The organism is Bacillus sp. FSL R10-2780, assembly GCF_038006125.1.
Taxonomy (GTDB): domain Bacteria; phylum Bacillota; class Bacilli; order Bacillales; family Bacillaceae_G; genus Bacillus_A; species Bacillus_A cereus_U.
Genome location: NZ_JBBOUQ010000001.1, coordinates 4,657,890 through 4,682,987 on the forward strand (window position 1 = coordinate 4,657,890; position 25,098 = coordinate 4,682,987).

Here is a 25,098-nt window from a genome sequence, read left to right on the forward strand (position 1 = left end):
GCTTTTCTTATATTTCTTTATACATTACTTTATGGAGTCCTATTGGATCAATCTCGAAGATTTCACCATGCTCATGGAAACCTAATCCTTTGTAATAATCCGCTACGGTAATTCGGGCATTACACCATAGAATATTTGCTTCGCGTTCTTGGAGGACTTGTTCAGCTTTACGGATTAAGGAAGTGCCAGCATGCTGGTTTCGGAAATTAGGTAATGTTGCCATTCCTCGTAGACGATAATGGGTACCAGCTTGTAAGGCAGGGTATAGTTCTTTTGAAAAGGAGGCGATGCTAACAAGTTCATCATGTAGAAATGCACCTAAGTGGAAGGAGTCTATTTCGTAATCTGAATCGTATTTACAATATTCTAATGATTGATTGGGACGCAAAATCTTTTGGCGTAATAAGTATGTTTCAGATGCATCAATATGTTTCACTGTAATCATAATATCATCCTTTCTTATAAGCCTTTTTCTATAAGTTGTAAGAAGAAATATGCGGGTGCGACGAGAAGTCCTAGTATGCTAGCGGTTCCGAGAAGGAGTGAAAGTAAGAGACAAAAGTACTTAATTCCATTCGATTTTTTCCATCCGTAGCTACAAATTTCAATGCTAATACCGATGAGAATAATGGCGACGAGTACTTCTGCTAATAATAAGAGAGCTAAAGTTGAAATAGACATAATGTTATTCATCCCCATAATACGTGATAGTAACATTTTACCATATGAAAATGAAAAAATGCCCCTCATTTATGTGAGGGGCATTTTTCTACTCTAATATATTTTTCATTGTATCAATATGTTCTTTTGAACCCGTTACAAGTAAAGTATCGCCATGTTGTAACTTCGTATCACCATGTGGTATTAAAGCTTTATTACCGCGGTAAATTTGAATGACAAGTACATCACCTAAAAACGGAAGGCGACGAAGTGCTAAGCCGTTATATTTATTACTTCGTAGTTCAACCTCACGTACTGTTTCATTTGCTGTTGTAATTAAGCGAACGAGACTCGGTTTATCAATAAGTGCACGTAATAAAATACGTGTAGAGTTAATAGTCGAGAATACAGCGATATGTTCTTGAGTCGCTTTTTCTTGTAGAAGGGGATCTTCTACACTTGCGATGACGTGTTCAACACCTAATTCTTTCGCGTGTTCTGCTAATAATAAGTTTTGTTCATCATCACTTGTCGCAACAACAATACGGTCTGCTTCGAAAGCTTTTTGCTCCATTAAAGATTGAATAGTAATCTCATCTAATTTTACAATAGGGAAGTCATGAGATTTCGCTTCCTCATCATTTATTTTATTATGACGTATCATATATAGTGTTACGTCATAATCTTCACGTTTTAAATCAAGTGATAGCGGAAGGGTAATTCTGCTTGCACCAATAATAGATACTTTCGGTTTTGGTGTTTCCACTTTTGGAAACATCTTGTTAAATAATATAGGTGCAAAAATACAAGTAATAACTGCGCTTAAAATAAGAGATGCTGATAAACTTGGGCTAATGATGCCTAGCTTTTCACCGATTTGTGCAGCGGCAATAACTAAAGAAAGTGTTGATGTTAACAAAATAGCACTTCCGAGTACGATATTACGTGGGTACCATTTTCGTAAGACGAGTGATGGCAACAGTTTTGAAATAAAGAGTCCCACAATTAGAATTGGAATCATTAGCATACTAGAAGGCTCTTTAAAAATAGACCATACTTCTAGATTTACACCAACCATTACGAAGAAAATAGGGATGAAGAAACCATATCCGATGGAATCAAGCTTTTCAACCATATCTTCATTTGGTGATAATAAAGATACGAGTACACCTGCTAAAAAGGCTCCCAAAATATTTTCTGCCCCAACAGATTCAGATAATCCAACTAATATTAAGATGAGTGCAAAAACAGCTCGTGTATCAATTTGTACACTACCGGCTTTTAGGCTTTCTAGGTATGGAATATTTTTAAAACGTCTTGCGACAAAGTAAATTACAATACCAGCACCGAATAGAAGAAGTAGAAGCCACATGCTTTGGCCACTTTCGGAATTTAATCCGACGAATACAGCGAGTAAAATCATTGTAACTAAGTCTGCAATAACAGCGACTAATAAAATGATTTGCCCGATTGCGGTTTTTCCTAAGTTATTTTCTTTTAATGTTGGTACGACAACACCTAAGGAAATAGTTGAAATAATTAAAGTCATGAACATTGCATTGTCGACGAATCCTAGCCAGACGAATATTAATGATAGGGCATAAGATAAAATGAAAATAAATAAGAAGATAATGCTTGCTGCTTGGAATGTGTTTGGTTCGTTTGTCGTATTCTTTTTCCCTTTTTGCTTAAAGATCGAAAAGTCAATTTCTAAACCACTTAAAAACATTAGGAAGATAAACCCTAGTGTTGATAAGACTTGAAGCCACATATCTGGCTCAATGATGTTAAATCCACTTTTACCTACAAAGATTCCTGCGATAATTTCTGCAACAACGACAGGAAGTGCTTTTAATTTAAAGCGCTGTAACAAAAGGGGAACGAAAAACGCGATTGCGACGACAACCATAAGTGATAGAATAGAAGAATGATGTTCCACTGCGTTCTCTCCCTTCAAATAAATATAGTACCTATTTAGCCATATAATAGGTAGAAAAGCAACGCGTATGGATTCGATTTCATAAAGAAAGAGTTTTCTTAACATTTGTCATAATAAGTATATTTTTCATGATTTTGTTGTTAATTCCGTAATGTGGATGTAATAGGGGAGAGAATAAAAAAAGACTGCTGAGGAATCCCAGCAGTCTTTTCATGCAAATTACATTGAGAAGAAAATCCATACAGTAAGACCAACTGTTGCAATTGCAACGAAGAAACTGTATATCATTGTAAGAATTTGAATGCTTCCTTCTCCTTCTTTTAAGTGCATGAACATAATTAATTGTAATAACGCTTGCGCAACTGCCATGATGATGATAGTTGTTAATATCGTTGAAAGTGGCAGGTTTGTGTAAAGTGCCACGTATAACGCTAGAAACGTTAGTGCAAGCGATAAAATAAATCCGAAAACGTGTGACCATGGGAATCCGCTATGCGCATTTGCTTGATTGTTATTTTGATCCATTTACGCCACCATCCCGTTCAAGTAAACTAGTGTGTAAATAAAGACCCAAACAAGATCAAGGAAATGCCAGTATAAGCTGATAATAAATACTTTACGAGCTGTAACTGGTGTTAAACCTCGTTTTAAAATTTGGATAATAACACAAGTTGCCCAAATGATACCACCTGTTACGTGGGCACCATGCGTTCCAAGAAGAACGAAGAATGCAGATAAGAAAGCACTTGTTTGAATAGTTGCGCCTTCACCAACGTACAAAATGAATTCTTCAATTTCAAAGAATAGGAAGCCTGCACCTAAAAGTAAAGTCAGGATAAACCAAGCTAACATTCCTTTTTGATTGTGTTTACGCATTTCGTGAATTGCGATACCACATGTAAAACTACTTGTTAAAAGTAACAGTGTTTGAATTAAAAGTGTTTTAACTTCAAACAATTGCGCTGGTGTTGGGCCATCAGCCGTACGACCAGCAAGGACTAGATAAGAGGCGAAAAGTGTTGCGAACAGCATAATTTCAGCCCCAAGAAAAATCCAGAATCCTAGGATATTCAATCTGCTTTGTTCAGATTGATATTCCAAAGGTAAGCTTTTATCTAAAGCCGCCATGTCATTTCACCTCTCATGCTATATGTTCTGTTTCTTTAATTTCTTCAATGCTTACGTAGTAGCCATCATCATAATCGAATGAACGATAGATTAAGCAACCTAAAATACCAATACCACCGATTGCTGCAATCCAGAACCAGCTAAATACTAATGCAAAACCTGCAAGACCGAAGAATGCAGACATAATAATAGGCACACCAGAATTACTTGGCATGTGAATTGGTTTTAATTCATCTGCTGTTGGTGTAATTGTTTCTCCGCGTTTTTTCATGAACCAGAAAGCATCAGCTTCTTTAATTTCAGGAAGTTTCGCGAAGTTGTAATGTTGTACAGGAGAGTGAGTTGCCCATTCAAGTGTACGGCCATCCCATGGATCTCCAGTTGTGTCACGTTCACCGTGACGTGCACTCCAAATTACGTTGTAACAAAGAATTACGAATCCGATACCCATCATTACTGCGCCGACAGATGCGATTTGGTTCAACCAACCCCATCCAAGGCTTTCAGAGTAAGTGTACATACGACGAGTCATACCATCTAAACCTAGGAAGTACATTGGGAAGAAACAGATGTTAAATCCGCTCATAAAGATCCAGAATGTCCATTTACCAAGGCGTTCATTTAGCATATGACCTGTCATTTTTGGATACCAGAATGTGAATCCAGCAAGCATAGCGAATACTGTACCTGCGATTAATACGTAGTGGAAATGAGCGACTAGGAAGTAGCTGTTATGGTATTGATAATCAGCTGCTGCCATTCCAAGCATAACCCCTGTAACTCCACCAACTACGAAGTTTGGAATAAATGCCAATGACCAAAGCATTGGAACTGTAAAACGAATACGTCCTTTATACAGCGTAAACAACCAGTTAAATATTTTAACACCGGTTGGAATCGAAATCGCCATTGTCGAAATCGAGAAGAACGAGTTAACCGCTGGACCTGCACCCATCGTGAAGAAGTGATGAAGCCATACGACGAAACTTAGTAAAGAAATTGCAACCATTGAGTATACCATCGCACTGTAACCGAATAGACGTTTACGTGAGAATGTACTAATGATTTCAGAGAAAATACCGAATGCCGGTAAAATAACGATATATACTTCAGGGTGACCCCATACCCAGAACAAGTTGGCCCATAACATTGGCATACCGCCGCTCGCCATCGTAAAGAAGTGAGCATCAAATAGACGGTCAAATGTCATTAATGCAAGAGCTACTGTTAATACTGGGAAAGCGAAAATAATGATTACACATGTAATTAAAATAGACCATGTAAACATTGGCATTTTCATTAATTTCATTCCAGGTGTACGCATTTTTAAAATAGTAACTAGGAAGTTAATACCTGTCATTAACGTACCAAGACCTGAAATCTGTAAGGCGATTGCGTAGAAGTTATTTCCTACACCAGGAGTAAACTCTGTACCCGCCATTGGGAAGTAAGAAGTCCACCCAGCGTCTGGAGAACCACCGATTACGAAAGCGATGTTGAATAACATTGCTCCAATAAAGAATAACCAGAAACTTAAAGCATTTAAGAACGGATATGCAACGTCACGAGCACCAATTTGTAATGGTACAACGACGTTCATTAATCCTAGAACGAATGGCATCGCCATGAAAAGAATCATAACTGTACCATGTGTTGTAAAGATTCCGTTATAGTGTTCAGCGTTTAAATATGTTGTATCTGGGAATGTTAACTGGGCACGAATCATTAAACCGTCCATACCACCACGGAATAACATTATAACGGCAGAGATAATATACATGGTTCCTATTTTTTTATGGTCAACAGTTGTTAACCATTCATCCCAAAGCCATCTCCATTTTTTGTACTTTGTTAGTACGAAAAGAATCGCTAATGTCACAAGAACGATAGATGCGTCAGCTCCGTAAATAATCGGGTCACCTGTGACAAAAAATTCATCAAGCTTCACTGTGTTCACTCCAATCTGTTGGAATAATAGCTATTATTTTTTGTTTTTGTAGTAGTTGTAATCACAATATTCAAGTGATTTTGGATCTACATAACTTAAGTGATGACTAGAGAATGTCATACGACCAACTACACCAGGTTTAACAATATCGTTGTACTTATCTTCTGTTAGTTTAGGAGCAGTTTCTTGTACTTCTTTTACCCACTTGTCATACTTTTCTTTTGTTTTTGCTTCAACTTCGAACTCCATGTGAGTGAATCCTTCACCAGAGAAGTTCGAGCTACGACCTAGGTAAGAACCTGGTTTGTCAGCTTGTAAATATAAGTCCATGATCATGCCATCCATTGTATACTTCATACCACCAAGTTCTGGTACCCAGAAAGCATTCATTGGACCTACAGAAGTCAGTTTAAATTGAATTGGTACACCAGCTGGGATGTTTAAATAGTTAACGGTTTCAATTTTTTCCTCCGGGTAACTAAATAACCATTTCCAGTTTGCAGATGTAACATAAATTTCAACTGGTTTAATATGTTTGGACTCTTGCGGAACCTCTTCCGAAGCATAAGTTGCTTTAACTGTTGGAATCGATAATGCGATAACGATAATAACAGGAATAATCGTCCAAATGATTTCTAATAATGTGTTACCGTGTTGATCAGGTGGCTCATAGTCCATATTCTCTGGTTTTTCACGATAACGAATCAAGATGACTGTAAACAAGATGAATACAATTGCGATAATTAATGACATAAGCAAGAATGACCAAACAATTAAATCATACTGTGCCTTTGCAACAGGTCCTTGCGGGTTTAATACTGCTAGTTTTTTATCACAGCCACCGAGGAACAGAACTAATGATAACGGAAGAAGCGAAGCCAACTTCCAAAATGCTTTCTTTAGTTGCACGATTGAAAATCTCCTTTCTCCTTGGATTGAAACTATGCCAATAAAACAATATAAACCTATTAATTTATAGTTGGCAATAGTTTTTATTATATTGTTAAAAAATAGACACAAATGCACGCTTTTTAAGGTGAATATCATTTGTAACTTGATAACATTGTAAACTATTTTCCAGATAAAAACGTTATTGTGAGAATTTTAAGATAAATAAAGTTATACCAACATATCCAATAAATAGAAAAAAATTATCTTATCATAAGGAAGATTACTGAATTTTTAGTATATTCAACTTGTTACCTAGGTTATATTTCTTTTTTGTTCAAATGTGACAACTTTCCGAATGTTTAATTTGGTATAAAATGTAGCAAATGATTATAAATGGAATCCCGCAAGACAGAGAAATTCTCTGATCTGGAATAAAGGCTAAACTAACAAATGTAAGGAAATTGAATGAGAAAGCTACGATTGGAACTATTGGATAAAGTGGTGTACGGTATTTTAAATCTGCTTGTTCTACTTGTTGATTCATATGCCCCTCCCCCCATATTTTTTTGTATGTGTTAATTAGATTTCATTCGGTACTTTTAATCATTAGCGGGGTGAAAAACATACTCGGTTTATTTTGTTGTGAACTGAGTATGTAAAGGAAAAACTAACTATGACTAAATACCTTAGAATGTTTATTAACATAGTGAAGGAAACGCGATTCTTTCACTATGTTAATAATTTTGTTGTTAGTAAAACGTTCTGAAAAAGCATATCATTTTTTCTTTTTATCGAAAAAATTAGAATTTTACGATGATATTTGTGAATAATAATTCACAGAATCTTTCTAGCAAACTAGTAAGAAGAAAGGTACAATGATAGAAGTTGCGCCTTTAAATAATTGATATAATGGAGTTTGGTTTATGATGAAAAAGTTAAAATATATTTTTATTTTCGGTATTATATTTGCTGTCGTGTTTTTTTTCGAGAAAGATAAAATTATGAGAAAGGCACAAGAATTACGGTTAGACCTTTTCTCTGAGATGAAAGAAAGTGCAATGATTACAGAGGTTCCGTTTATTAGACAGTTACCTGAATTACCTAGAGGTTGTGAAGTGACAAGTTTAGCTATGCTACTGCAACATAAAGGTGTACAAGTAGATAAGATGCAACTTGCTAGTGAGATTCATCGCGTCCCATTTGAACAAAATGGTTTGCATGGAAATCCTTATGAGGGATTCGTTGGAAATATTTATACGAAAGCTGAGCGAGGATACGGTGTATACAATCAACCAATTTTTAATTTAGCAGAAAAATATGTTCCTGAAAAAGTAATTAATTTAACGGGCAGAGACGTGCAAGATCTATATAAAGTAATTAGTTCTGGTTCTCCGATATGGGTAATTATTAATACAACGTTTAAACCATTAGCTGAAAGTAGTTTTGAAACATGGAATACGAGTTCAGGTGAAGTGAAAATTACATATTATGAGCATAGTGTTGTAGTAATTGGATATGATCAAAACTTTGTATACGTAAATGATCCTCTTGCAAACAATCCACGAAAAGCTGTTCCTCGTGCTGAATTTGAAAAGGCGTGGGAGCAAATGGGGAAACAAGCGATTACTATTTTATAAAGTGAAAAGTCATCTTGAGATGGCTTTTTATTTTTGAATATTTATTATAGAAAATTCTGAAGATTCTTTTAAAAGTTAACGGTTCACGCTATAATAACATTTAACTTGGTGAAGAAGGGGAGAAGAGAAATGGATGTCGCAAAGGAACTTGTTTTATCAAAGGATCAGTTGATTGAGTGGAGAAGGCATTTTCATAAGTATCCAGAGTTATCTTTTCAAGAGGAAAAAACATCTCAATTTGTATTCGACATACTTCGGAAAATCCCGTATTTAGAAGTCTCAAGGCCTACTAAATATAGTGTAATGGCAAGGCTAATTGGTAAGCATCCTGGTAAAACCATCGCGGTTCGTGCTGATATGGATGCTCTTCCTATTCATGAAGAAAATAAGTTTGATTTTATTTCTACATATCCAGGTGTGATGCATGCGTGTGGTCACGATGGTCACATTGCAATATTGCTTGGTGTAGTACATAAGTTGGTAGAGGAAAGAGAGAAAGTTAAAGGAGAGATTCGCTTTTTATTTCAACATGCAGAAGAAAACTTTCCGGGCGGTGCAGAGGAAATGGTCACAGCGGGAGTGATGGAAGGTGTGGATTACATTATTGGTGCTCATCTTTGGGCGTCATTAGAGGTTGGAAAAGTAGGGGTAATTTATGGTCCGGCGATGGCGGCACCGGACGTTTTTAAAATTACGATAGAGGGAAAAGGTGGGCATGCTGGAATTCCGCACGAAACAGTTGATAGTATCGCTATTGGTGCACAAGTTGTTTCGCAAATCCAGCAAATTGTATCTCGCCTCACGAATCCGTTAGATTCTCTCGTAGTATCTGTTACGCAATTTCATTCTGGGACAACCCATAATGTTATTCCGGAACAAGCGGAGATTGAAGGGACAGTGAGAAGTTTAAGGCATGAATTAAGAGAAGAAACAAGGAAAAAACTTGAAAGGATTGTAAAACATATTACAGAATCCTACGGTGCTAAGTATACATTTTCTTATGAGTATGGATACCGACCAGTTGTGAACGATTATGAAGTTACAGAGATTATTGAACATACGGCATTACAGCTGTATGGAAGAGAAAAGGTTGTTCGTTTACAACCAACGATGGCAGGAGAAGATTTTTCAGCATTTTTACAAAAGGCACCAGGGACATTCTTTTTTATAGGGGCAGGCAATGAAGAGAAGGGAATTATATATCCGCATCACCATCCTCGTTTTACAATTGACGAAGACGCATTACCAATTGGAGTGGAAGTCTTTGTATCATCCATTATGAATTTTATAAGTAAAGGAGAATGAGATGAAGAAAATACACGTGCTAGTACTTATTCCAGTTTTTTGTTTAGTGATTGGACCAGTATTTGCAAATTCGGTCACTCCTTACGTGCTTGGGATGCCATTTCTATTATTTTGGGTACTATTATCAGTGCTCATTACGTCTCTTTGTATGGGTCTTGTGTACGTATTCGACCCTGCTAATAAGGGGGATGTAAAATGACAGCATTACTTATCATTATTTTCTTCTTATTTCTAGCACTATTTTTAGGAATTCGAGCACAACGTGGGAAAGATATGAATTTAGAGCAATGGTCAGTTGGAGGAAGAGGGTTTGGAACTATTTTCGTTTTTCTCCTTATGGCAGGCGAAATTTATACGACATTCACATTTTTAGGAGGAAGTGGCTGGGCGTATAGTAAAGGAGCTCCTACTTTTTATATTTTAGGGTATGGTGCATTAGCTTATATTTTATCGTATTTCTTATTGCCTCCAATTTGGAAATATGCAAAAGAGCATAACCTCGTTTCGCAGTCCGATTTTTTTGCGAAGAAATATAGAAGTAAGACGCTTGGGATAATTGTTTCAATTATTGGTGTTATTTCTATCATCCCATATCTCGTTTTACAGCTAAAGGGGTTAGGGATCATCGTTTCGGAAGCTTCCTATGGAAGAGTGTCACCTGTTATTGCGGTATGGATTGGCGCTATTGTTATAACTATATATGTAATGGTTTCAGGTATACATGGTTCGGCTTGGACAGCTGCTTTGAAGGATATTATGATACTATTCATCGTTATGTTTTTAGGTATATATTTACCGTATCATTATTATGGAGGATTTCAGCCGATGTTCGAAGCTGTAGAAGCTGCGAAACCAGGGTTTTTATCTTTACCTGAAGAAGGAATGAGTATTTCTTGGTTTGTTTCTACTATTATATTAACGGCCCTCGGTTTCTACATGTGGCCTCATACATTTGCCTCTGCTTTCTCTGCAAAAAATGAAAAAGTATTTCGTAAAAATGCGGCAATCATGCCACTGTATTCTTTAGTTTTGCTTTTCGTATTCTTTGCAGGGTTTGCTGCTATATTACAAGTTCCAGGATTAAAGGGAGCGGATGTAGACCTTTCGTTATTCCGTCTTGCTCTTCAAACTTTTGATCCTTGGTTTATTGGGATTATTGGTAGTGCGGGGGTATTAACGGCGTTAGTTCCAGGTTCCATGCTTGTTATGGCCGCTTCCACACTATTGGCAAAAAATATTTATCGAACAATGGTGCCATCTGCTTCAGATAGACAAGTTGCTAAAGCTGCAAAATTATTTGTGCCTGTAGTAACGCTCGTAGCAGTATTGTTTACATTTAAAGGAGGAGAAACGATAGGTGCTCTTCTTTTAATGGGATACAGTATAGTTACGCAACTTTTCCCTGCACTTGTATGTAGTTTGTTTCCACGGCAGATTATTACGAAGCAAGGAGCGATTGCAGGAATGGGGATTGGGTTGTTAATTGTCGCATATATTACCTTATCTGGTTCAACTATAGCTACGATGTTTCCGAGTTTTCCGCAATATATAAAAGATTTAAATGTAGGTATAGTCGCATTGTTAATGAATATGATTGTGATGTTTATCGTTAGTGGATTCACGAAAAGTGTATCTATAAAGAAAGACAATATAATAGTAGAAAAGTAACCCGCGTGTTAGAGCTATCTTCGAAAAGAGATAGCTCTTTTTTGTATATATTTTCTTCTATTAGCGGAATCTAACTAAAAACTTGTTGAAAAGGAAGTTAGGTGGGGAAATTGTTAGAGCTAAAAGGTAACTTGTTTGAAGTTATGAAGGAAATTAGAGATGAGTTAGGTTCACCTAATGATTTAACAATTAGAGAAGTTGCTCTTGCTGGTAGCATTACACGTTGTGCGGTTGTTTTTTTATGTGGATTGACAGATAAGGATAATGTTTATAAATACGTAGTTCGTACACTTCAATATGAAGAAATACCAAATGAAGCAGCTGTGGTTCAGACATTGTTGGATCGTTTTATTTCTATTGCAGAAGTCGGTATGAAGACAACTTTTCCAGACATTATAAATGCGGTTTTAGCAGGAGATACAGTCATATTAATTGATAATATTCAAACGGCTATTGTTGTTAACAGTAGGGCTTGGGAGAAAAGAAGTCTAGAACCGCCAGTGACAGAAGATTTAATACGTGGACCGAGAGTTGGATTAAATGAAGATATTAATGTGAATAAAATGTTAATTCGCCGTGGTTTACGTGATCCGAAGTTACGGTTTCAATCTTATATTATGGGGAAGCGATCGCAGAAAGAAGTAACCCTAGTATATATAGAAGATATTATTAACCCTTACATCGTAAAAGAGCTAGATCGGCGTCTTCAATCAATAGTGACAGATGTCATTTTTGAGACAGGAACGATTGAGCAATTAATTCAAGATAATAATTTGTCTCCATTTCCGCAGTTTTTAAATACAGAAAGACCAGATAATATAGTGGCTGCATTGGCGAAAGGGAAAGCGGCCATTTTAGTAGATGGGTCACCATTTGCTCTTATAGCTCCACTAGTGTTTGTTGATATTTTTCAATCTGTAGAAGATCATTATGAGCGTTGGGTAATTGGAACGTTATTAAGAATTTTACGTATGGGATCAGGTATCGCTGCTGTTTTATTACCTGCCATGTACGTAGCGCTTGTATCGTATCATCAAGGGCTCATCCCATCTAAACTAGCTTATTCTATTGCGGGAGCGAGAGAAGGGGTGCCATTTCCTGCTTATATTGAAACCCTAATGATGGCATTAACGATGGAATTAATACGAGAAGCCGGGATTAGGCTTCCGAAACCGATGGGGCAAACAATTGGTATCGTAGGTGGTCTTGTAATTGGAGAAGCGGCAGTAAATGCGGGGATTGTAAATCCGTTTTTAGTAATTATTATTGCGGTTACCGCAATTGCTACATTTTCACTTCCTGTATATAGCATTACGATTACATTTCGAATTTTACTTTTCGTCTTCGTGTTAGCTGCAACTGCTTTTGGGTTGTACGGAATCATTTTAGCTCTTATTGCACTTGCGGTTCATATTACAAATTTAAAGAGTGTTGGGGTTCCGTATACAACACCTATTGCTCCTGCTTTTTATAAAGATTGGGAAGAAGAATTGGTTCGCCTACCAAAATCAATGTTAAAAGAGAGACCGGAATATTTACAAACAAAAGATTCTACAATACGTCCAAAGGAGCGAAAATAATTGAAACCATTTGAGTATGGCGATGAAGAGATTGGATCTCGGGAAATTGGCTTTGCGGTATCGTCAACCATTATTGGTATAGGGGCATTGTCTATGCCGAGAGATATTGCCGATCAAACTTTATTTTCGGACGGTTGGATTATTTTACTTTTGGGTGGATTGATATGTGCGGTTTTAGGTTGGTTTGTAACGAGGGTAGCTATTTTATTCCCAAAACAAAACTTTGTTCAATATACAAGTGCGCATTTGACGAAACCTGTTGCGTACACAATTAGTAGTATTTTAGTATTAACGTTTGCAGCTTTGACAGCATATGAATCGCGAATGATTGCGGTTATTTCACAAACATATTTATTTAGTGATACACCAATACAGCTATTGTCTTTCTTCTTCTTATTAGTTGTTATTTATGGAGTAGCAGGATCGAGAGCGGCTTTATTAAGGTTAAATGTTCTATTCTTACCAATTGTTTTAATTGCGATAGTGCTTCTTTCTTTATTGAATGTGAACTTAATGGAAATAGATAATTTACTACCGGCTTTTCAAACGAATGTCAGTCAGTATGCTGTAGGAGTTAAGAATTCTATTTTTACATTCATCGGATTTGAGGTAGCTCTGTTTTATGCTGTGTTGTTGAACGATAAGACAGCGAAAAAAGCGCCAATGGCAGTTGCAAAAGCGGTGATAGTAAACGTGTTGTCATACATTTTAATTTATGTAACTTGTATTAGTGTTTTTACGTATATGACAACACGTGGATTGACATATCCAACAATTGAATTAGGGAAAGAAATTGAAATTGGTGGAGGGTTTTTAGAAAGATTTGATGCGATTTTTTTTACTACTTGGATTATTACTATTTATAACACTACAGCAATGTATTATGACGTCGCATCTTTATTATTTTGTGCTATGTTTCCGAAAGTGAAGAAACATATTTTCATTTTTGTAAGTGCCCCGATTATTTTTATGGTGAATATGATACCTAGTAATTCGAAAGAATTGTCAAATTACGGGACTTATTTAGCTTGGATAGATATGGGGTTTGTCGTGCTAGCGCCTTTGTTAGTTTTTATTGTATATAAAATAAAAAGAAGGAATGGTAGAAATGAAACACCTTCTTAAAATTATAATGGTTATGGTTTTAGCTGGATCTATAAGTGGGTGCTCTGAGTTAGAAGAAATAGAAGAAAGAGGATTTGTAGTAGGTGCAGCTTACGATATTGTAAAGGCAAAGAAAGCAAATCCAATTATGAAAGGGACGTATCAGATGGTACTTCCCAGTAAGTTAGCGCAGCAAGGTGGACAAGGTGATGGAGATGGCGAAAATTATATTAATGTTAGTGCGAAAGCAGATAGTGTGTTTGAACAAATAAGAATTATTGCTAAAAAGATTAGTCGTACATTATTTTTTCCGCATATACAAGTAATTATTTTCTCTGAAGAATTACTATCGAAACCGTATATTTTACAAAATACGTTGGATGTATATATTCGTGATCATGAGATGAGAAGAAATATTCGTTTGTTTGTTTCTAAGAAAAATGCAGAAGCTATTTTAAAACAAAGTGCAAAGCCTGAAAATTTACCAGCGCAATACATTGATATGTTAGCTGAGCATCCTCCGAAAAATGCTCAAATGATCGAGGCTGCAAGAATTGGTGAGGTACAGCAAAAAATGATTGCTAACCAAAGTTTCGTATTACCTATTCTCGAACTAACAAAACAAGGGGTACAAATGAATGGGGCAGCGCTGTTTCGTGGGAAGGATAATAAGTGTGTAGGCAGTTTAAGTGGAGAACAAACATTAGGAATGAATTATATAATAGGTAAAAAAATTGGAGGTTTTTTTACTATCCGCAAAAAAGACCAGCTTATTACATATGAAATTCATAAGATGCACCGAAAGATTAAAGTATCTACGGAAAATGCTACAAAACCAAAGTTTAATATTCACTTATCTCTGGAAGGTACATTGGCTGAGTTGCACTTTAGTGATCATAAAAAGGTTTTGAATGAAAAGCGTTTAGAGAAGGATATTTCAGAGGAAATGGAGAAACGCATCCAAAAATCGATTAAGCTTGTTCAAAAAAAATATAAGGTAGATGTATTAGCATTAGGGGAAGTATATAAGCGACATAATTATAAAGAGTGGAAAAAGATAAGTAAGAATTGGGATCAAGGCGAAAATTACTTTAGTAATGCTGAAATTACTGTTCATGTTCATCCAACAATTGCACATTCAGGTTCAGCTTTACCGAAGAGAGTGAAATAAGGTGGTGGAAGTTGTTTACTGGATTGGGAATTAGTTGCACTATATTAATGGCGGTTCTTCCAGGGACTATATATTTTATTCATAAAAAACTTACAACGTATGGTGCCCAGCCGTGGAAAAAGGATGCGCAAAAAAAGAAACCTGAATAAGTTTCAGGTTTCTTTTTTGCACAAAGCATATGTTGAAGGGGGATACCTTCTATGTATACTTTGCTTATACAAGCCCTAACCAATGTACCAATTGTGTAGAGAGGAATGTAACAACAATGGCAATAACGGTAGGGATTGCGAACGATAAGAATGTCCATTTTGCACTTTTTGTTTCTTTATATATGTTAACTAGTGTTGTTCCGCATGGGAAATGAAGGAGTGAGAACAACATTGTGTTTAGCGCAGTTAACCAAGTCCAACCGTGTTCTAAGAATAGATTTTTAATTTGATTAAAATCATCTATTTCAGTTAAAGAACCAGTTGATAAGTAAGACATTAATAAAATTGGAATAACAATTTCATTAGCTGGTAGCCCAAGAATGAATGCAGCTAGAATAAAACCGTCAAGTCCTAGTAATTTAGCAAATGGATCTAGGAAGTTTACGAAATGCATAAGTAAGCTTGTGTCACCGACGAAAATATTAGCAAGTATCCAAGTTAATACAGCGGCAGGTGCAGCTACAATTACAGCTCGTTTTAAAACATATATTGATTTATCAAGCGTTGAACGTACAATTGTATTCCAAATTTTTGGTTTACGGTATGGTGGTAACTCTAACGTATAGTGAGTTGGAACGCCTTTTAGAGCAGTTTTTGATAAAACCCAAGAAACAGTTAAAGTTACAATAACGCCAATTACAACCATTCCAACGACAACGCCGGCAGTAACAAGTGTTTGCATGCTGCCTGTATATCCAGCAGCCATAAATAATGAAGCCATTAAGATTAATGTAGGCCAGCGTCCATTACATGGGACGAAGTTGTTTGTTAAAATGGCAAGCATACGCTCACGTGGTGATTCGATAATACGTGTTGACATAATAGCGGCAGCGTTACATCCGAACCCCATTGCCATAGTTAAAGATTGTTTCCCATGCGCGCCAGAGCGTTTAAATAAACGATCCATGTTAAACGCAACGCGTGGTAGATATCCATAGTTTTCTAATAGGGCAAACATAGGGAAGAAGATTGCCATAGGTGGTAACATAACGCTAATAACGGCTCCGGTACCACGGAATAAACCAAGTATTAAAACACCATGTAGCCATTCTGGTGCATGCATTGCTTGGAACCAAGATGTTAAATATCCTTCGACCCAGCCAAAAAATTCAGCAATCATCTCGGATGGCACGTTAGCACCGGCGATTGTAAGATAAAAAATAATAGATAAAATACCGAGCATAATTGGAAATCCCCAAATAGGAGAAGTGAAAATCTTATCTAATCTTTCTGAACGATATAATTTGTCAGTATTCGTATATTGGACAGCTTCTTTACATATACTTGCGGAGGTTCGATAAATATCTCCGACAATGTCATCTCGTATGTCCTCTTTTGAAAGTGTTTGTGCATGTTGAACAATATAGTCCAGCGGAAGAGCTTTACTGGCTGAGTGAGATTCCATTTATTATGACCTCCCTTACAAGTGGTTCGTTATGATGTTTTTGAAGTGCAGTTAAGAAATTTTTATCTCCATCTAAAATACGTAGCGCAATCCAACGTGCTGGATACGTATTGCCGAACACTTTATAAATTTGTGGTTCTAATTCTTGAATCATATTTTCGATTTTTTCATTATAAGTAATTTTAATTGGTGTTGGAATGATTTTTTTATTTGCTACTTTAGCAACGACGCTTAGTAAATGTCCGATACCAACTCGGTTTCGGGCTGAAATTTTAACTACCGGTACACCGAGTGATTTTGCTAATTTCTTTTCGTCAATAATGATTCCTTTTTTCTCCGCTTCATCAATTAAGTTAATACAAATGACCACATCGTTTGTCATTTCCATCACTTGGAGTGCTAAATTTAAATTTCGTTCCATTGCAGTTGCGTCTATAACAACTACAGTTACTTCTGGTTTTTCAAATATAATATAATCTCGTGCGACTTCTTCATCTGCCGAATTTGAATACAGTGAGTAAGTTCCAGGTAAATCTATTATTGTATATATATTTCCGCCATGCTTATATTCCCCTTCAGCCTTTAAAACAGTTTTCCCCGTCCAGTTTCCAGTATGTTGTTTTAAGCCTGTTAAAGTATTAAATAATGTACTTTTCCCGGTATTCGGGTTACCAGCTAACGCAATGCGATGGTTACTCATCTGAAATCATCTCCTATTAATACCCCGAAAATAAGGGAGCTTTCTTCACTACGCAGTGCAATAGTTGTGTTGCTTACTTGATAAGCGACTGGGTCTCCAAGTGGGCTGCGTTGTAATACTTTAATTGTCGCTCCAGGAAAAAAGCCTAAATCTAATAAACGTCGTTTCATAGTTCCTTCTAATTGTATCTTCTCAATTTGTACAAATTCCCCTGTTCTGAATTCGGAAAGGGGTTTAGTATTAGCCGATACCATAAAAGTTACCTCATCTCTATATTTTTAGTTTTAGTTTAAAAAGTTTCCTTAGGTAAACTTTTTGATACTAATATAGTAGACTACATTTAATGATGCTGTCAATTAGTACTTTAAAAATATTCAAATATTTTTAGAATTGTTCCAATTTATTGAGTTGTACCGAAAAATATTACTGAAATTCTTCTTAATGTAAATAAAGTAAGAGTGTAAACTTTTAAAAATATAGTGGATTTGTAAATATAGCTTTAACTTAAAGGGCAAAATAAAGAAAAATATTTACATTGGATTTACATTGTTAAGAATAAATTTACAATACTGCGTGTTTAGTGTGGGTTTTGTTGGCTTTTTTAACTCTAAATGTTGGGATGTCTAGCTTTTATGGGATGTTATCTCTATTTACTTAAACTTAAAAATTGCTTAACACTCACATAATATTGTTGTCCTACAATGAATTTGTGTTCGAAAGAAGATGAATTCGAAAAGTGATAATCCAAATGGGGGTACAAGACATGATTATGAAAAAGGGTATTAAATTTTCTTTAGCGGCTTTAGTTGTTGCAGGTGCATTAGTTGGATGTGGAAAAGCAGAAAGTACGGATAATAAGGAAGCTGCTAAAGGTAGCGATGCAAAACAAGAATTATCAGGTACGATTGCAGCGGCTGGCTCTACAGCTCTTCAACCTCTTGCGGAGGAAGCTGGAAAGAAATTCATGGAGAAAAATTCAAAAGTTTCTATTCAAGTTCAAGGTGGCGGTAGTGGAACTGGGATTAACCAAGTAGCATCTGGTGCAGTACAAATTGGTAATTCGGATGTTCCGGCTTCAGATAAAATAAAAGATGCTGAAAAAGCGAAAGAATTAGTAGATAACAAGGTAGCGGGTATCGCATTCGCGCTTGTCGTAAATAAAGATGTAAAAGTTGATAACTTAACAGCAAAACAAGTACAAGATATCTTCACTGGAAAAGTGACGAACTGGAAAGAGTTAGGCGGAAAAGATGAGAAAATCAATGTAATTAATCGTCCAGCTTCATCTGGTACACGTGCTACATTTGAAAAAACAGTTATGAAAGAAGCTAAAATTAATGATGGAACTGGTACAACACAAGATTCTAACGGTGCAGTAGAGCAAGCAATTAACTCTACTCCAGGTTCAATCAGCTATTTAGCAATGTCTTACATGGTTGGCGATAAAAAAGGTGCATTGCAAACTGTGAAAATTGATGGTGCTGAACCGAAAGTTGAAAACATCTCTGCTGGTAAATATCCATTCTGGTCTTACGAGTACATGGTAACTAAAGGTGAGGCAAAAGAAGCGACAAAAGCTTACATTGACTATGTAAAAGGTAAAGATTTCGAAAAACAAGTAGAAGATATGGGTTACATCCCAATGTCTAAATTAAATAAGTAATAAAATTTTATGGGGCTGGCTGCAAGGCCAGTCCTGTTCATTTCAATCTATGAAGTGGGGTCTGTCCTGTGATGAAGGGGAAAAAACAAATTAATTACGTAAAGAGTGAATATATAGGTAGATCACTTGTTACGTTTTGCGGTATCTTTATTGTTTTAATTACATTAGCTATTATTGCGTTTATTTGCGGCAAAGGAATTCAATCTTTCACGCAAAGTGGTATCTCATTTTCTGAGGTGTTAACTTCGACAAAATGGAATCCAAATGCTGATCAAGGTACGTATGGTGCTGTAATCTTTATTGTCGGTTCGACGCTTGTGTCGCTAGGTGCTGTTGTCATTAGTGCACCAATTGCTATAGCTCTTGCTATATTCATGAATTTAATTTCGCCGAAGTTTGGGAATAAAGTATTAAAGCCTGTTTTAGAATTATTAGTTGGTATTCCATCAGTTGTATACGGATTATTAGGGGTTACGATCTTGGTTCCTCTATTACGTGATTCGTTTGGTGGAGTGGGCTTTAGTTTAATTGCGGGTATTATTGTCCTGAGTATTATGATTTTACCTACTATTGCTAGTATTGCCTCTGATGCAATACGCTCTGTTCCGTTTGATTACTTGGAAGCTTCTTACGGTCTAGGATCGACGAAATGGCAAGCGATTAGCCGAGTTATTGTTCCTGCTGCAAAACAAGGGATTTTAACAGGTATAGTTTTAGGGTTAGCGCGTGCTTTTGGTGAAGCGTTAGCGGTTCAAATGGTAATCGGGAACACGATTAAATTACCGGAAGGAATATATAGTCCAACAGCAACGTTAACTGGTATTCTGACAATGGATATGACGAATACATTGAACGGAACAGCTTGGAACAATGCGCTATGGACGTTAGCAATGATTTTACTTGTTATTTCATTCCTGTTTATTTTAGTAATTCGAGCGATTGGTCAAAGAGGTGAGCGATAATAATGAATGCAAGAACGGTAAATAAAGTTTGGACAGGTATCTTTTATGCGGTTGCAGCTTTAGTTGTAGCTTTGCTGGCTTTTTTAATGTACGAAATTCTGCAAAAGGGATGGGGATTTTGGGATCCTAGTTTCTTATTCGGAGAACCAAGCAATACAAGAGCTGGTGGGGGAATTGGTCCACAGTTATTCAATTCTTTCTACATGCTTGTTATAACACTTATTATATCTATTCCTCTTGGATTAGGGGCTGGAATATATTTAGCGGAGTATGCAAAACAAGGTCGTTTTTTAAGTTTTGTTCGTTTATGTATTGAAACAATGGCGTCTTTACCTTCTATTGTTGTTGGACTATTTGGCTTATTAGTATTTGTTACAATGACAGGCTGGGGATATACAGTAATGGGTGGAGCTCTTGCTTTAACTATTTTGAATTTACCTGGTTTAACACGTGTTTGTGAAAATGCGATTTCTGAAGTTCCTCATAATGTAAAAGAGGCGAGTCTTGGACTAGGTGCAACGAAATGGCAAACAATTGCCCGTATCATTATTCCGTCGTCGTTACCACAAATCATTACAGGTATTATTTTAGCGGCAGGCCGTATATTCGGTGAAGCTGCGGCGTTAATTTATACAGCGGGTTTAACATCACCTATTTTAAATTCAGCAGCGGACTTCTCGAGCCCCTCGCATCCTTTAAATCCATTTAGACCAGCTGAAACGTTAGCTGTTCACATTTGGAAATTAAACTCTGAAGGGATTATCCCAGATGCGAAGTTAATTGCAACAAAATCTGCAGCTGTATTAATTATTATGGTATTACTCTTTAATATCATTTCTCGTTTCGTAGCATCTGTATTACACAAGCGTTTTACAGGAACGAAAAGAAAAAGTAAAACGACAAAGAAGGTAAAAGCGGCATAAATTGAAGGTAAGAACTCTCTGTTTATAAACAGGGAGTTTTTTTACGGCCATTTTGATGTTAGTAGGAAAAGAAGGAGAGTTGGTGAATAGGCAACTTGATATACGGATGTTGGGATGAAAGTGTTCTTTCTGCAAATGTCGGGATTTCCTGGATCAGGTAAATCGACACTTTCTAAGTATAGCGCTAAGTTAACAGGTGCAGTTATTGTAGGTCATGACCTCGTGAAATCAGCATTATTAAAATCATTAACGGCAAAAGGAAGTGAATCAACAGTTGTTGGGGGAGTCTCCTATTATATTGAGTGGGAACTGATAGGTTTTTTGTTAGAACAAGAACATAGTGTTATATTAGATAGTCCATGTCTCTATGATGGGATGGTTGAAAAGGGAATAGGTTTATATCGGAAGTATGGTGCTACATATAAATATATTGAATGTTATCTTAATAATATAGAAGAAATTAATCGTAGGTTACAAACACGTGAATATAAGATAAGTCAGTAGAATCAGAAGTAGCGTTTGAAAAAAGTGGCTAGATGGCAGTAAGAGACCCTCGAATGATGAATATCTTCTTGTAGATTCTGGTAAGCTACTAGAGCAATATGCCCCGAAAATAATGAGTTATATCGGTAGATAAATAAAAAGGCGTTATCTTCATTCGAGAAGATAACGCCTTTTAGTTTAAATATCAGGTGTTTCTGTAGAAGTACTTATTTTTCTGCGGGAGCGTCTTTTTCGCCCGATTTTATCTAATAGTTCATACATAACGGGAACGACTACTAATGTAAGAACGGTTGAGACTGCCAAACCACCGATTACAACGACGGCCAGACTTTTGGATACCATACTTCCTGCTTGAGATTGACCGAATAGGAGTGGTAGCATAGCGACGATTGTTGTTATAGCTGTCATAATAATTGGGCGTAATCTAGTAGATCCTGCTTCTAGTAAGGCTTCTCTTGTTTCCATACCGTTTTCCCGATTTTGTTGCACTCTTTCTATTAATACAATAGCATTTGTAACGACAATCCCGATTAACATTAATGCGCCAATCAATGAATTTACATCAACAGGTGTTTTTGAAATGATTAATCCTAAAATACCGCCGACAGCAGCTAATGGTAAAGAGAATAAAATCGCGAAAGGAGCACGTGCTTGCCCGAATGTGATAACCATAATTAAATATACAATTCCAATTGCAATCCCCATAATTTTGAATAAATCTGTGAAGTTCTCTTGCATAGACTCGGTAGCACCTGCGATATTTACTTTTGCTCCGGTAGGTAAATCTAAGTCGGCTATAGCTTTGTTTACTTCCTCGCTTACTTTACTTAAATCTTCACTTGAAGCTGCTGCAGTAATTTGTATCGTTTCTTTCCCATCTTTATGGAAGATTTCCGTTTGAAGTTGTTTTTCTGAAATAGTTGCAATGTCTTTTAAAGGAATTGGTCCGTTAATAGGTGAGAGTATGTTTGTGTTTAAAATATCTTCTTGTTTGTTAATGGATGCCTTTTTATGTTCTATCATAATAGTTGTCTTTTCATTATTGATTGAGATTTCCCCAATAGGAGATTTCTTCATAAGGAATGATACTTGTTGTGCTGCTAATTCTGGTGTTAAACCGAGTTGTTCCGCCTTTGTTTGATCGATATGAATTTGCCATTCTTTTTTAGAGTCTTCAATATTTGTTTTTACTTTAGAGAGAGCCTCGATACTTTTTAGTTTTGTTTCGACGATGTTAGCGGCCTTTTTTAAATTTGTTTCGTTAGTAGCGGTTACGTTAAATTGTAAGTTGTTTCCACCTCCGGAGTCAGAGTAACTAGTTTTTATATAATCGAGTTCAGCTGGTTCAAAAGCATTATGCTCTTTTTTTAATTCTTTAATATATTGGTCGATATCAGATCCTTTTTTAAAGACTACAAATATAGTTGCAAGATTGTTTTTAGTTGTCTGTCCCCATTGTGCATCTTCTGCGCTAGATCCCATTCGCAAAATAACATCTGTTACATCAGAATTAGAGAGTAGTTTCTTTTCGAAATCAAAGGCTTTTTGTTTTTTAGCTTCAGAATCATAATCGGTTGGAAATGTCATGTTAACGGATAGCATTGTATCGTCCTCAGACTTTATGTTCGCTTTCGGTAGTAATATGTAGGCTGCAATGGATCCTGCAAACAATAAAAAAGAAGTGAGTAGAATGATAAACTTATGAGAAAGAGCCCACTTTAATGTAGCGACATATCGCGGTGAAGAATGAGAATTGCGACGTTTTGTTTTTTTGAGTAGTAAAAAAGCCATAAGTGGAACAACTGTTAACGCAACGATTAAAGAAGAAAGGATAGAATATACAACTGCTAATACCATAGGTAACATTAGTTTTCCAATTACTCCCGATACGAGACCGATAGGTAAAAAAACGGCGACTGTTGTTAAAGTAGAAGAGGTAATTGCGACTGCGACCTCTTTCGTTGCTTCAAGAATAATATTTTTAGAGAAGGTTTCTTTTTGTAAACGCCGGAAAATGTTCTCGATGACAACGATACTATCATCGACGAGACGTCCCACAGCAACGGCTAAGCCACCAAGAGTTAGAATGTTAAGTGTGATGTTGGATTGATGGAGTAAAAATAGTGTTAATAAAATAGATAGCGGAATACTAACGACAGCGATGAGTGTTGTTCGGAAGCTGCGTAAAAAGATTAAGATAATGAGAGTTGCAGCAATTGCCCCAAGGATTACTTCTTTTCCCATACTAGTAACAGCATTTTCAACTTGTTCATGAGTTGAAGCTAGAAGTTTAATAGAAAACTGATCTTTATATTGCTTGCTTATATCTTTAATCTTTTTATCAATCTCTTTTCCAATTGCAACCGCGTTTTTACTCGGCTCTTTCATGATGACTAATCCTGTTCCTTCTTCTCCGTTTATGTGCGAGATTGTATCATGATGTTGTTTTAGTTCAATTTGAGCGATATCTTGTAACTTTACTTGAGGTGTAACGGTAATATTTTTAATGTCGTTTACATTTTTTATATCTCCGATGACCCGAAGGTTGTATTCTTCCTTATTAACGGTAATTGCTCCGGCCGGAGTGGAAGTTTCTTTTCCTTGTAAAACTTTTAATACTTGCTCTGATGTTACGTTTTTATCTTTTAGTTGGTTAGGGTCAAGTACGATGGATAATTCGGAAGTTGATTTTCCGAAAAACATAACATTGGCAACACCATCAATGCTTTCGAGTTGTGGTACGATTTCTTTCTCGATTTGTTTTTCGTCAGCTTTTGAAAATCCGTTCTGCTTTTGGATGGTAATTTGAGCGAGTGGAATCATAGAAGTATTTAATTGGCTAACTACAGGCTTAGTTACATCTTTAGGTAATTTAATTGTATTAATTGTTTTTTCGACTTCGCGTGCCGCGTCTTTCATATTTGCCTTTGATGTATATGCAATGTCGATGCGTGATAATCCCTCGTTTGTGGAAGAAGTGATGCCATCGATATGTTCTAAACTACGAAATTGTTTTTCAAGGGGATCAGTTACGTCCTTGGTCATCGTTTCAGCATCGAGCCCTTGAGATAATGTCGTGACAGTTATTGCGGGGTTATCGATGCTTGGTAAAAATTCCATAGGTAATTTAGAGCCGGAATAAACGCCAAGTATGGAAATGAGAAAAACCATGATAATAATAGCGGCTCGGTTTTTTAATGAAAATTTTGTTAACCTATCCATAAGATAATTCCTCCATTAGTTTATTTATAGTTTTGTGGGCACTTTCTTACTATATAACAAAAATTGGATATCTTTCATTAATTAAATGTAAAAAAATTCTAACAATAATCTTAAGTTAATATTTCGAGGGGAAGTTCGTTATTTGTGGAAGTAAAGTTCCTGATTGGCGAGAAAAAGCATTAATTAAAGTTTTGCTTTAGTATAGTGGTCTCGTTTTTTGTTACTCTATATTTAAATGGTTATTTGTCCTTCTTAAGTAGAACTGTGGTAATTGTAAAATTTAAAAAGGAGAGGACTAAAGGTTAGGAACTTATTGTGAAATACCGCCTGGTTGATGATAGTGTATAGTAACTTGTATACAATCAAAATGAATGTTTTCAGTAGAAAGGATAATGGTTCTTTCTATAGAAGAAAGTAGGATAGATAACTTTTTGTATTTTTTTTATAAAAAATACTTGTTATTTAAAAACCATGATGGT

At 36.1% G+C, this 25,098-nt stretch carries 22 protein-coding genes and 2 pseudogenes; 12 read left to right on the forward strand and 12 right to left on the reverse strand.

Features of this window, described 5'->3' with window-relative positions:
* Window positions 1–7: 7 nt before the first annotated feature.
* From NSQ47_RS24115 to NSQ47_RS24150, 8 genes and pseudogenes are all read right to left on the reverse strand, one after another.
* On the reverse strand, window positions 8–445 hold the full coding sequence (locus tag NSQ47_RS24115; RefSeq protein WP_341038131.1) for a GNAT family N-acetyltransferase: 438 nt from the start codon (window positions 443–445) through the stop codon (window positions 8–10).
* A 14-nt stretch (window positions 446–459) separates the two neighbouring features.
* Window positions 460–750: a DUF4022 family protein gene (locus NSQ47_RS24120; protein WP_016103565.1), complete on the reverse strand. Its 291-nt coding sequence runs from the start codon at window positions 748–750 to the stop codon at window positions 460–462.
* 19 nt (window positions 751–769) lie between these two features.
* A complete protein-coding gene (locus NSQ47_RS24125; RefSeq protein ID WP_341038132.1) occupies window positions 770–2,599 on the reverse strand; it encodes a monovalent cation:proton antiporter family protein in 1,830 nt (609 codons plus the stop codon).
* 219 nt (window positions 2,600–2,818) lie between these two features.
* Window positions 2,819–3,124 (reverse strand): cytochrome aa3 quinol oxidase subunit IV, encoded by a 306-nt coding sequence (gene qoxD, locus NSQ47_RS24130; RefSeq protein WP_002159260.1) that lies wholly within the window; start codon window positions 3,122–3,124, stop codon window positions 2,819–2,821.
* Window positions 3,125–3,727 carry a cytochrome aa3 quinol oxidase subunit III gene (gene qoxC / locus NSQ47_RS24135; RefSeq protein ID WP_002029841.1) on the reverse strand — a complete coding sequence of 201 codons (603 nt, stop codon included), beginning with the start codon at window positions 3,725–3,727 and terminating at the stop codon, window positions 3,125–3,127.
* A 13-nt stretch (window positions 3,728–3,740) separates the two neighbouring features.
* Entirely contained in the window at window positions 3,741–5,675 is a 1,935-nt protein-coding gene (gene qoxB, locus NSQ47_RS24140; RefSeq protein ID WP_002159259.1) for a cytochrome aa3 quinol oxidase subunit I, read from the reverse strand.
* Window positions 5,676–5,708: 33 nt separating this feature from the next.
* Window positions 5,709–6,584, reverse strand: coding sequence for a cytochrome aa3 quinol oxidase subunit II (locus NSQ47_RS24145; RefSeq protein ID WP_002159258.1), 876 nt, complete (start codon window positions 6,582–6,584; stop codon window positions 5,709–5,711).
* Window positions 6,585–6,878: 294 nt separating this feature from the next.
* Window positions 6,879–7,086 (reverse strand): annotated as a pseudogene (locus NSQ47_RS24150) (amino acid permease); the annotation flags it as partial.
* A 406-nt stretch (window positions 7,087–7,492) separates the two neighbouring features.
* Between NSQ47_RS24150 and NSQ47_RS24155 the strand changes: the two are divergent.
* The 8 genes from NSQ47_RS24155 to NSQ47_RS24190 all read left to right on the forward strand — a co-directional run bounded on the left by NSQ47_RS24155 (window position 7,493) and on the right by NSQ47_RS24190 (window position 15,180).
* On the forward strand, window positions 7,493–8,203 hold the full coding sequence (locus NSQ47_RS24155; RefSeq protein WP_341038257.1) for a C39 family peptidase: 711 nt from the start codon (window positions 7,493–7,495) through the stop codon (window positions 8,201–8,203).
* A 129-nt stretch (window positions 8,204–8,332) separates the two neighbouring features.
* The gene (locus NSQ47_RS24160) at window positions 8,333–9,508 is read left to right on the forward strand and encodes an amidohydrolase (protein WP_341038133.1); all 1,176 of its coding nucleotides are present in this window, start codon (window positions 8,333–8,335) and stop codon (window positions 9,506–9,508) included.
* Between the two features lies 1 nt (window position 9,509).
* A complete protein-coding gene (locus tag NSQ47_RS24165; protein WP_002114225.1) occupies window positions 9,510–9,707 on the forward strand; it encodes a DUF3311 domain-containing protein in 198 nt (65 codons plus the stop codon).
* Window positions 9,704–11,176, forward strand: coding sequence for a sodium:solute symporter family protein (locus NSQ47_RS24170; RefSeq protein ID WP_002114228.1), 1,473 nt, complete (start codon window positions 9,704–9,706; stop codon window positions 11,174–11,176). The genes NSQ47_RS24165 and NSQ47_RS24170 overlap by 4 nt, the downstream gene beginning before the upstream one ends.
* A 101-nt stretch (window positions 11,177–11,277) precedes the next feature.
* The gene (gene gerLA / locus NSQ47_RS24175; RefSeq protein ID WP_078181719.1) at window positions 11,278–12,756 is read left to right on the forward strand and encodes a spore germination protein GerLA; all 1,479 of its coding nucleotides are present in this window, start codon (window positions 11,278–11,280) and stop codon (window positions 12,754–12,756) included.
* A complete protein-coding gene (gerLB, locus tag NSQ47_RS24180; RefSeq protein ID WP_002159253.1) occupies window positions 12,757–13,881 on the forward strand; it encodes a spore germination protein GerLB in 1,125 nt (374 codons plus the stop codon).
* Window positions 13,865–15,031 carry a Ger(x)C family spore germination protein gene (locus NSQ47_RS24185; RefSeq protein ID WP_002116283.1) on the forward strand — a complete coding sequence of 389 codons (1,167 nt, stop codon included), beginning with the start codon at window positions 13,865–13,867 and terminating at the stop codon, window positions 15,029–15,031. Before gerLB ends, NSQ47_RS24185 begins: the two co-directional genes overlap by 17 nt.
* An 11-nt stretch (window positions 15,032–15,042) precedes the next feature.
* Window positions 15,043–15,180: a hypothetical protein gene (locus NSQ47_RS24190; RefSeq protein ID WP_087945977.1), complete on the forward strand. Its 138-nt coding sequence runs from the start codon at window positions 15,043–15,045 to the stop codon at window positions 15,178–15,180.
* Between the two features lie 64 nt (window positions 15,181–15,244).
* Here the strand turns inward: NSQ47_RS24190 and NSQ47_RS24195 are convergent, their stop codons facing one another.
* From NSQ47_RS24195 to NSQ47_RS24205, 3 genes are read right to left on the reverse strand one after another with little or no spacing between them, the layout of a single operon-like run.
* On the reverse strand, window positions 15,245–16,645 hold the full coding sequence (locus NSQ47_RS24195) for a nucleoside recognition domain-containing protein (RefSeq protein ID WP_078181720.1): 1,401 nt from the start codon (window positions 16,643–16,645) through the stop codon (window positions 15,245–15,247).
* Window positions 16,623–17,345, reverse strand: a complete 723-nt coding sequence (locus NSQ47_RS24200; RefSeq protein ID WP_002159251.1) for a FeoB small GTPase domain-containing protein — start codon at window positions 17,343–17,345, stop codon at window positions 16,623–16,625. The genes NSQ47_RS24195 and NSQ47_RS24200 overlap by 23 nt, the downstream gene beginning before the upstream one ends.
* Window positions 17,342–17,599: a FeoA family protein gene (locus NSQ47_RS24205; protein WP_002090873.1), complete on the reverse strand. Its 258-nt coding sequence runs from the start codon at window positions 17,597–17,599 to the stop codon at window positions 17,342–17,344. The genes NSQ47_RS24200 and NSQ47_RS24205 overlap by 4 nt, the downstream gene beginning before the upstream one ends.
* A gap of 509 nt (window positions 17,600–18,108) precedes the next feature.
* Between NSQ47_RS24205 and NSQ47_RS24210 the strand changes: the two genes are divergently transcribed.
* From NSQ47_RS24210 to NSQ47_RS24225, 4 genes and pseudogenes are all read left to right on the forward strand, one after another.
* A complete protein-coding gene (locus NSQ47_RS24210) occupies window positions 18,109–19,008 on the forward strand; it encodes a phosphate ABC transporter substrate-binding protein PstS family protein (protein ID WP_002114243.1) in 900 nt (299 codons plus the stop codon).
* Between the two features lie 71 nt (window positions 19,009–19,079).
* Window positions 19,080–19,970, forward strand: coding sequence for a phosphate ABC transporter permease subunit PstC (gene pstC, locus NSQ47_RS24215; RefSeq protein WP_002159250.1), 891 nt, complete (start codon window positions 19,080–19,082; stop codon window positions 19,968–19,970).
* 2 nt (window positions 19,971–19,972) lie between these two features.
* The gene (gene pstA, locus NSQ47_RS24220; protein ID WP_016103572.1) at window positions 19,973–20,893 is read left to right on the forward strand and encodes a phosphate ABC transporter permease PstA; all 921 of its coding nucleotides are present in this window, start codon (window positions 19,973–19,975) and stop codon (window positions 20,891–20,893) included.
* 120 nt (window positions 20,894–21,013) lie between these two features.
* A pseudogene (locus NSQ47_RS24225) lies at window positions 21,014–21,530 on the forward strand (AAA family ATPase).
* Window positions 21,531–21,574: 44 nt separating this feature from the next.
* On the opposite strand, the gene NSQ47_RS24230 reads toward NSQ47_RS24225, so the two are convergent.
* On the reverse strand, window positions 21,575–24,619 hold the full coding sequence (locus NSQ47_RS24230) for an efflux RND transporter permease subunit (protein WP_341038134.1): 3,045 nt from the start codon (window positions 24,617–24,619) through the stop codon (window positions 21,575–21,577).
* Between the last annotated feature and the right edge of the window lie 479 nt (window positions 24,620–25,098).

What these genes read in the sequence shown, in the direction of transcription:
- NSQ47_RS24210 (WP_002114243.1), top strand. Translation starts at nt 18,109, where the DNA reads ATGATTATGAAAAAGGGTATTAAATTTTCTTTAGCGGCTTTAGTTGTT.
- pstC (WP_002159250.1), top strand. Translation starts at nt 19,080, where the DNA reads ATGAAGGGGAAAAAACAAATTAATTACGTAAAGAGTGAATATATAGGT.
- NSQ47_RS24165 (WP_002114225.1), top strand. Translation starts at nt 9,510, where the DNA reads ATGAAGAAAATACACGTGCTAGTACTTATTCCAGTTTTTTGTTTAGTG.
- NSQ47_RS24200 (WP_002159251.1), bottom strand. Translation starts at nt 17,345, where the DNA reads ATGAGTAACCATCGCATTGCGTTAGCTGGTAACCCGAATACCGGGAAA.
- NSQ47_RS24115 (WP_341038131.1), bottom strand. Translation starts at nt 445, where the DNA reads ATGATTACAGTGAAACATATTGATGCATCTGAAACATACTTATTACGC.
- NSQ47_RS24230 (WP_341038134.1), bottom strand. Translation starts at nt 24,619, where the DNA reads ATGGATAGGTTAACAAAATTTTCATTAAAAAACCGAGCCGCTATTATT.
- NSQ47_RS24160 (WP_341038133.1), top strand. Translation starts at nt 8,333, where the DNA reads ATGGATGTCGCAAAGGAACTTGTTTTATCAAAGGATCAGTTGATTGAG.
- NSQ47_RS24155 (WP_341038257.1), top strand. Translation starts at nt 7,493, where the DNA reads ATGAAAAAGTTAAAATATATTTTTATTTTCGGTATTATATTTGCTGTC.
- pstA (WP_016103572.1), top strand. Translation starts at nt 19,973, where the DNA reads ATGAATGCAAGAACGGTAAATAAAGTTTGGACAGGTATCTTTTATGCG.
- qoxC (WP_002029841.1), bottom strand. Translation starts at nt 3,727, where the DNA reads ATGGCGGCTTTAGATAAAAGCTTACCTTTGGAATATCAATCTGAACAA.
- NSQ47_RS24185 (WP_002116283.1), top strand. Translation starts at nt 13,865, where the DNA reads ATGAAACACCTTCTTAAAATTATAATGGTTATGGTTTTAGCTGGATCT.
- NSQ47_RS24195 (WP_078181720.1), bottom strand. Translation starts at nt 16,645, where the DNA reads ATGGAATCTCACTCAGCCAGTAAAGCTCTTCCGCTGGACTATATTGTT.
- NSQ47_RS24170 (WP_002114228.1), top strand. Translation starts at nt 9,704, where the DNA reads ATGACAGCATTACTTATCATTATTTTCTTCTTATTTCTAGCACTATTT.
- NSQ47_RS24120 (WP_016103565.1), bottom strand. Translation starts at nt 750, where the DNA reads ATGAGGGGCATTTTTTCATTTTCATATGGTAAAATGTTACTATCACGT.
- NSQ47_RS24205 (WP_002090873.1), bottom strand. Translation starts at nt 17,599, where the DNA reads ATGGTATCGGCTAATACTAAACCCCTTTCCGAATTCAGAACAGGGGAA.
- qoxD (WP_002159260.1), bottom strand. Translation starts at nt 3,124, where the DNA reads ATGGATCAAAATAACAATCAAGCAAATGCGCATAGCGGATTCCCATGG.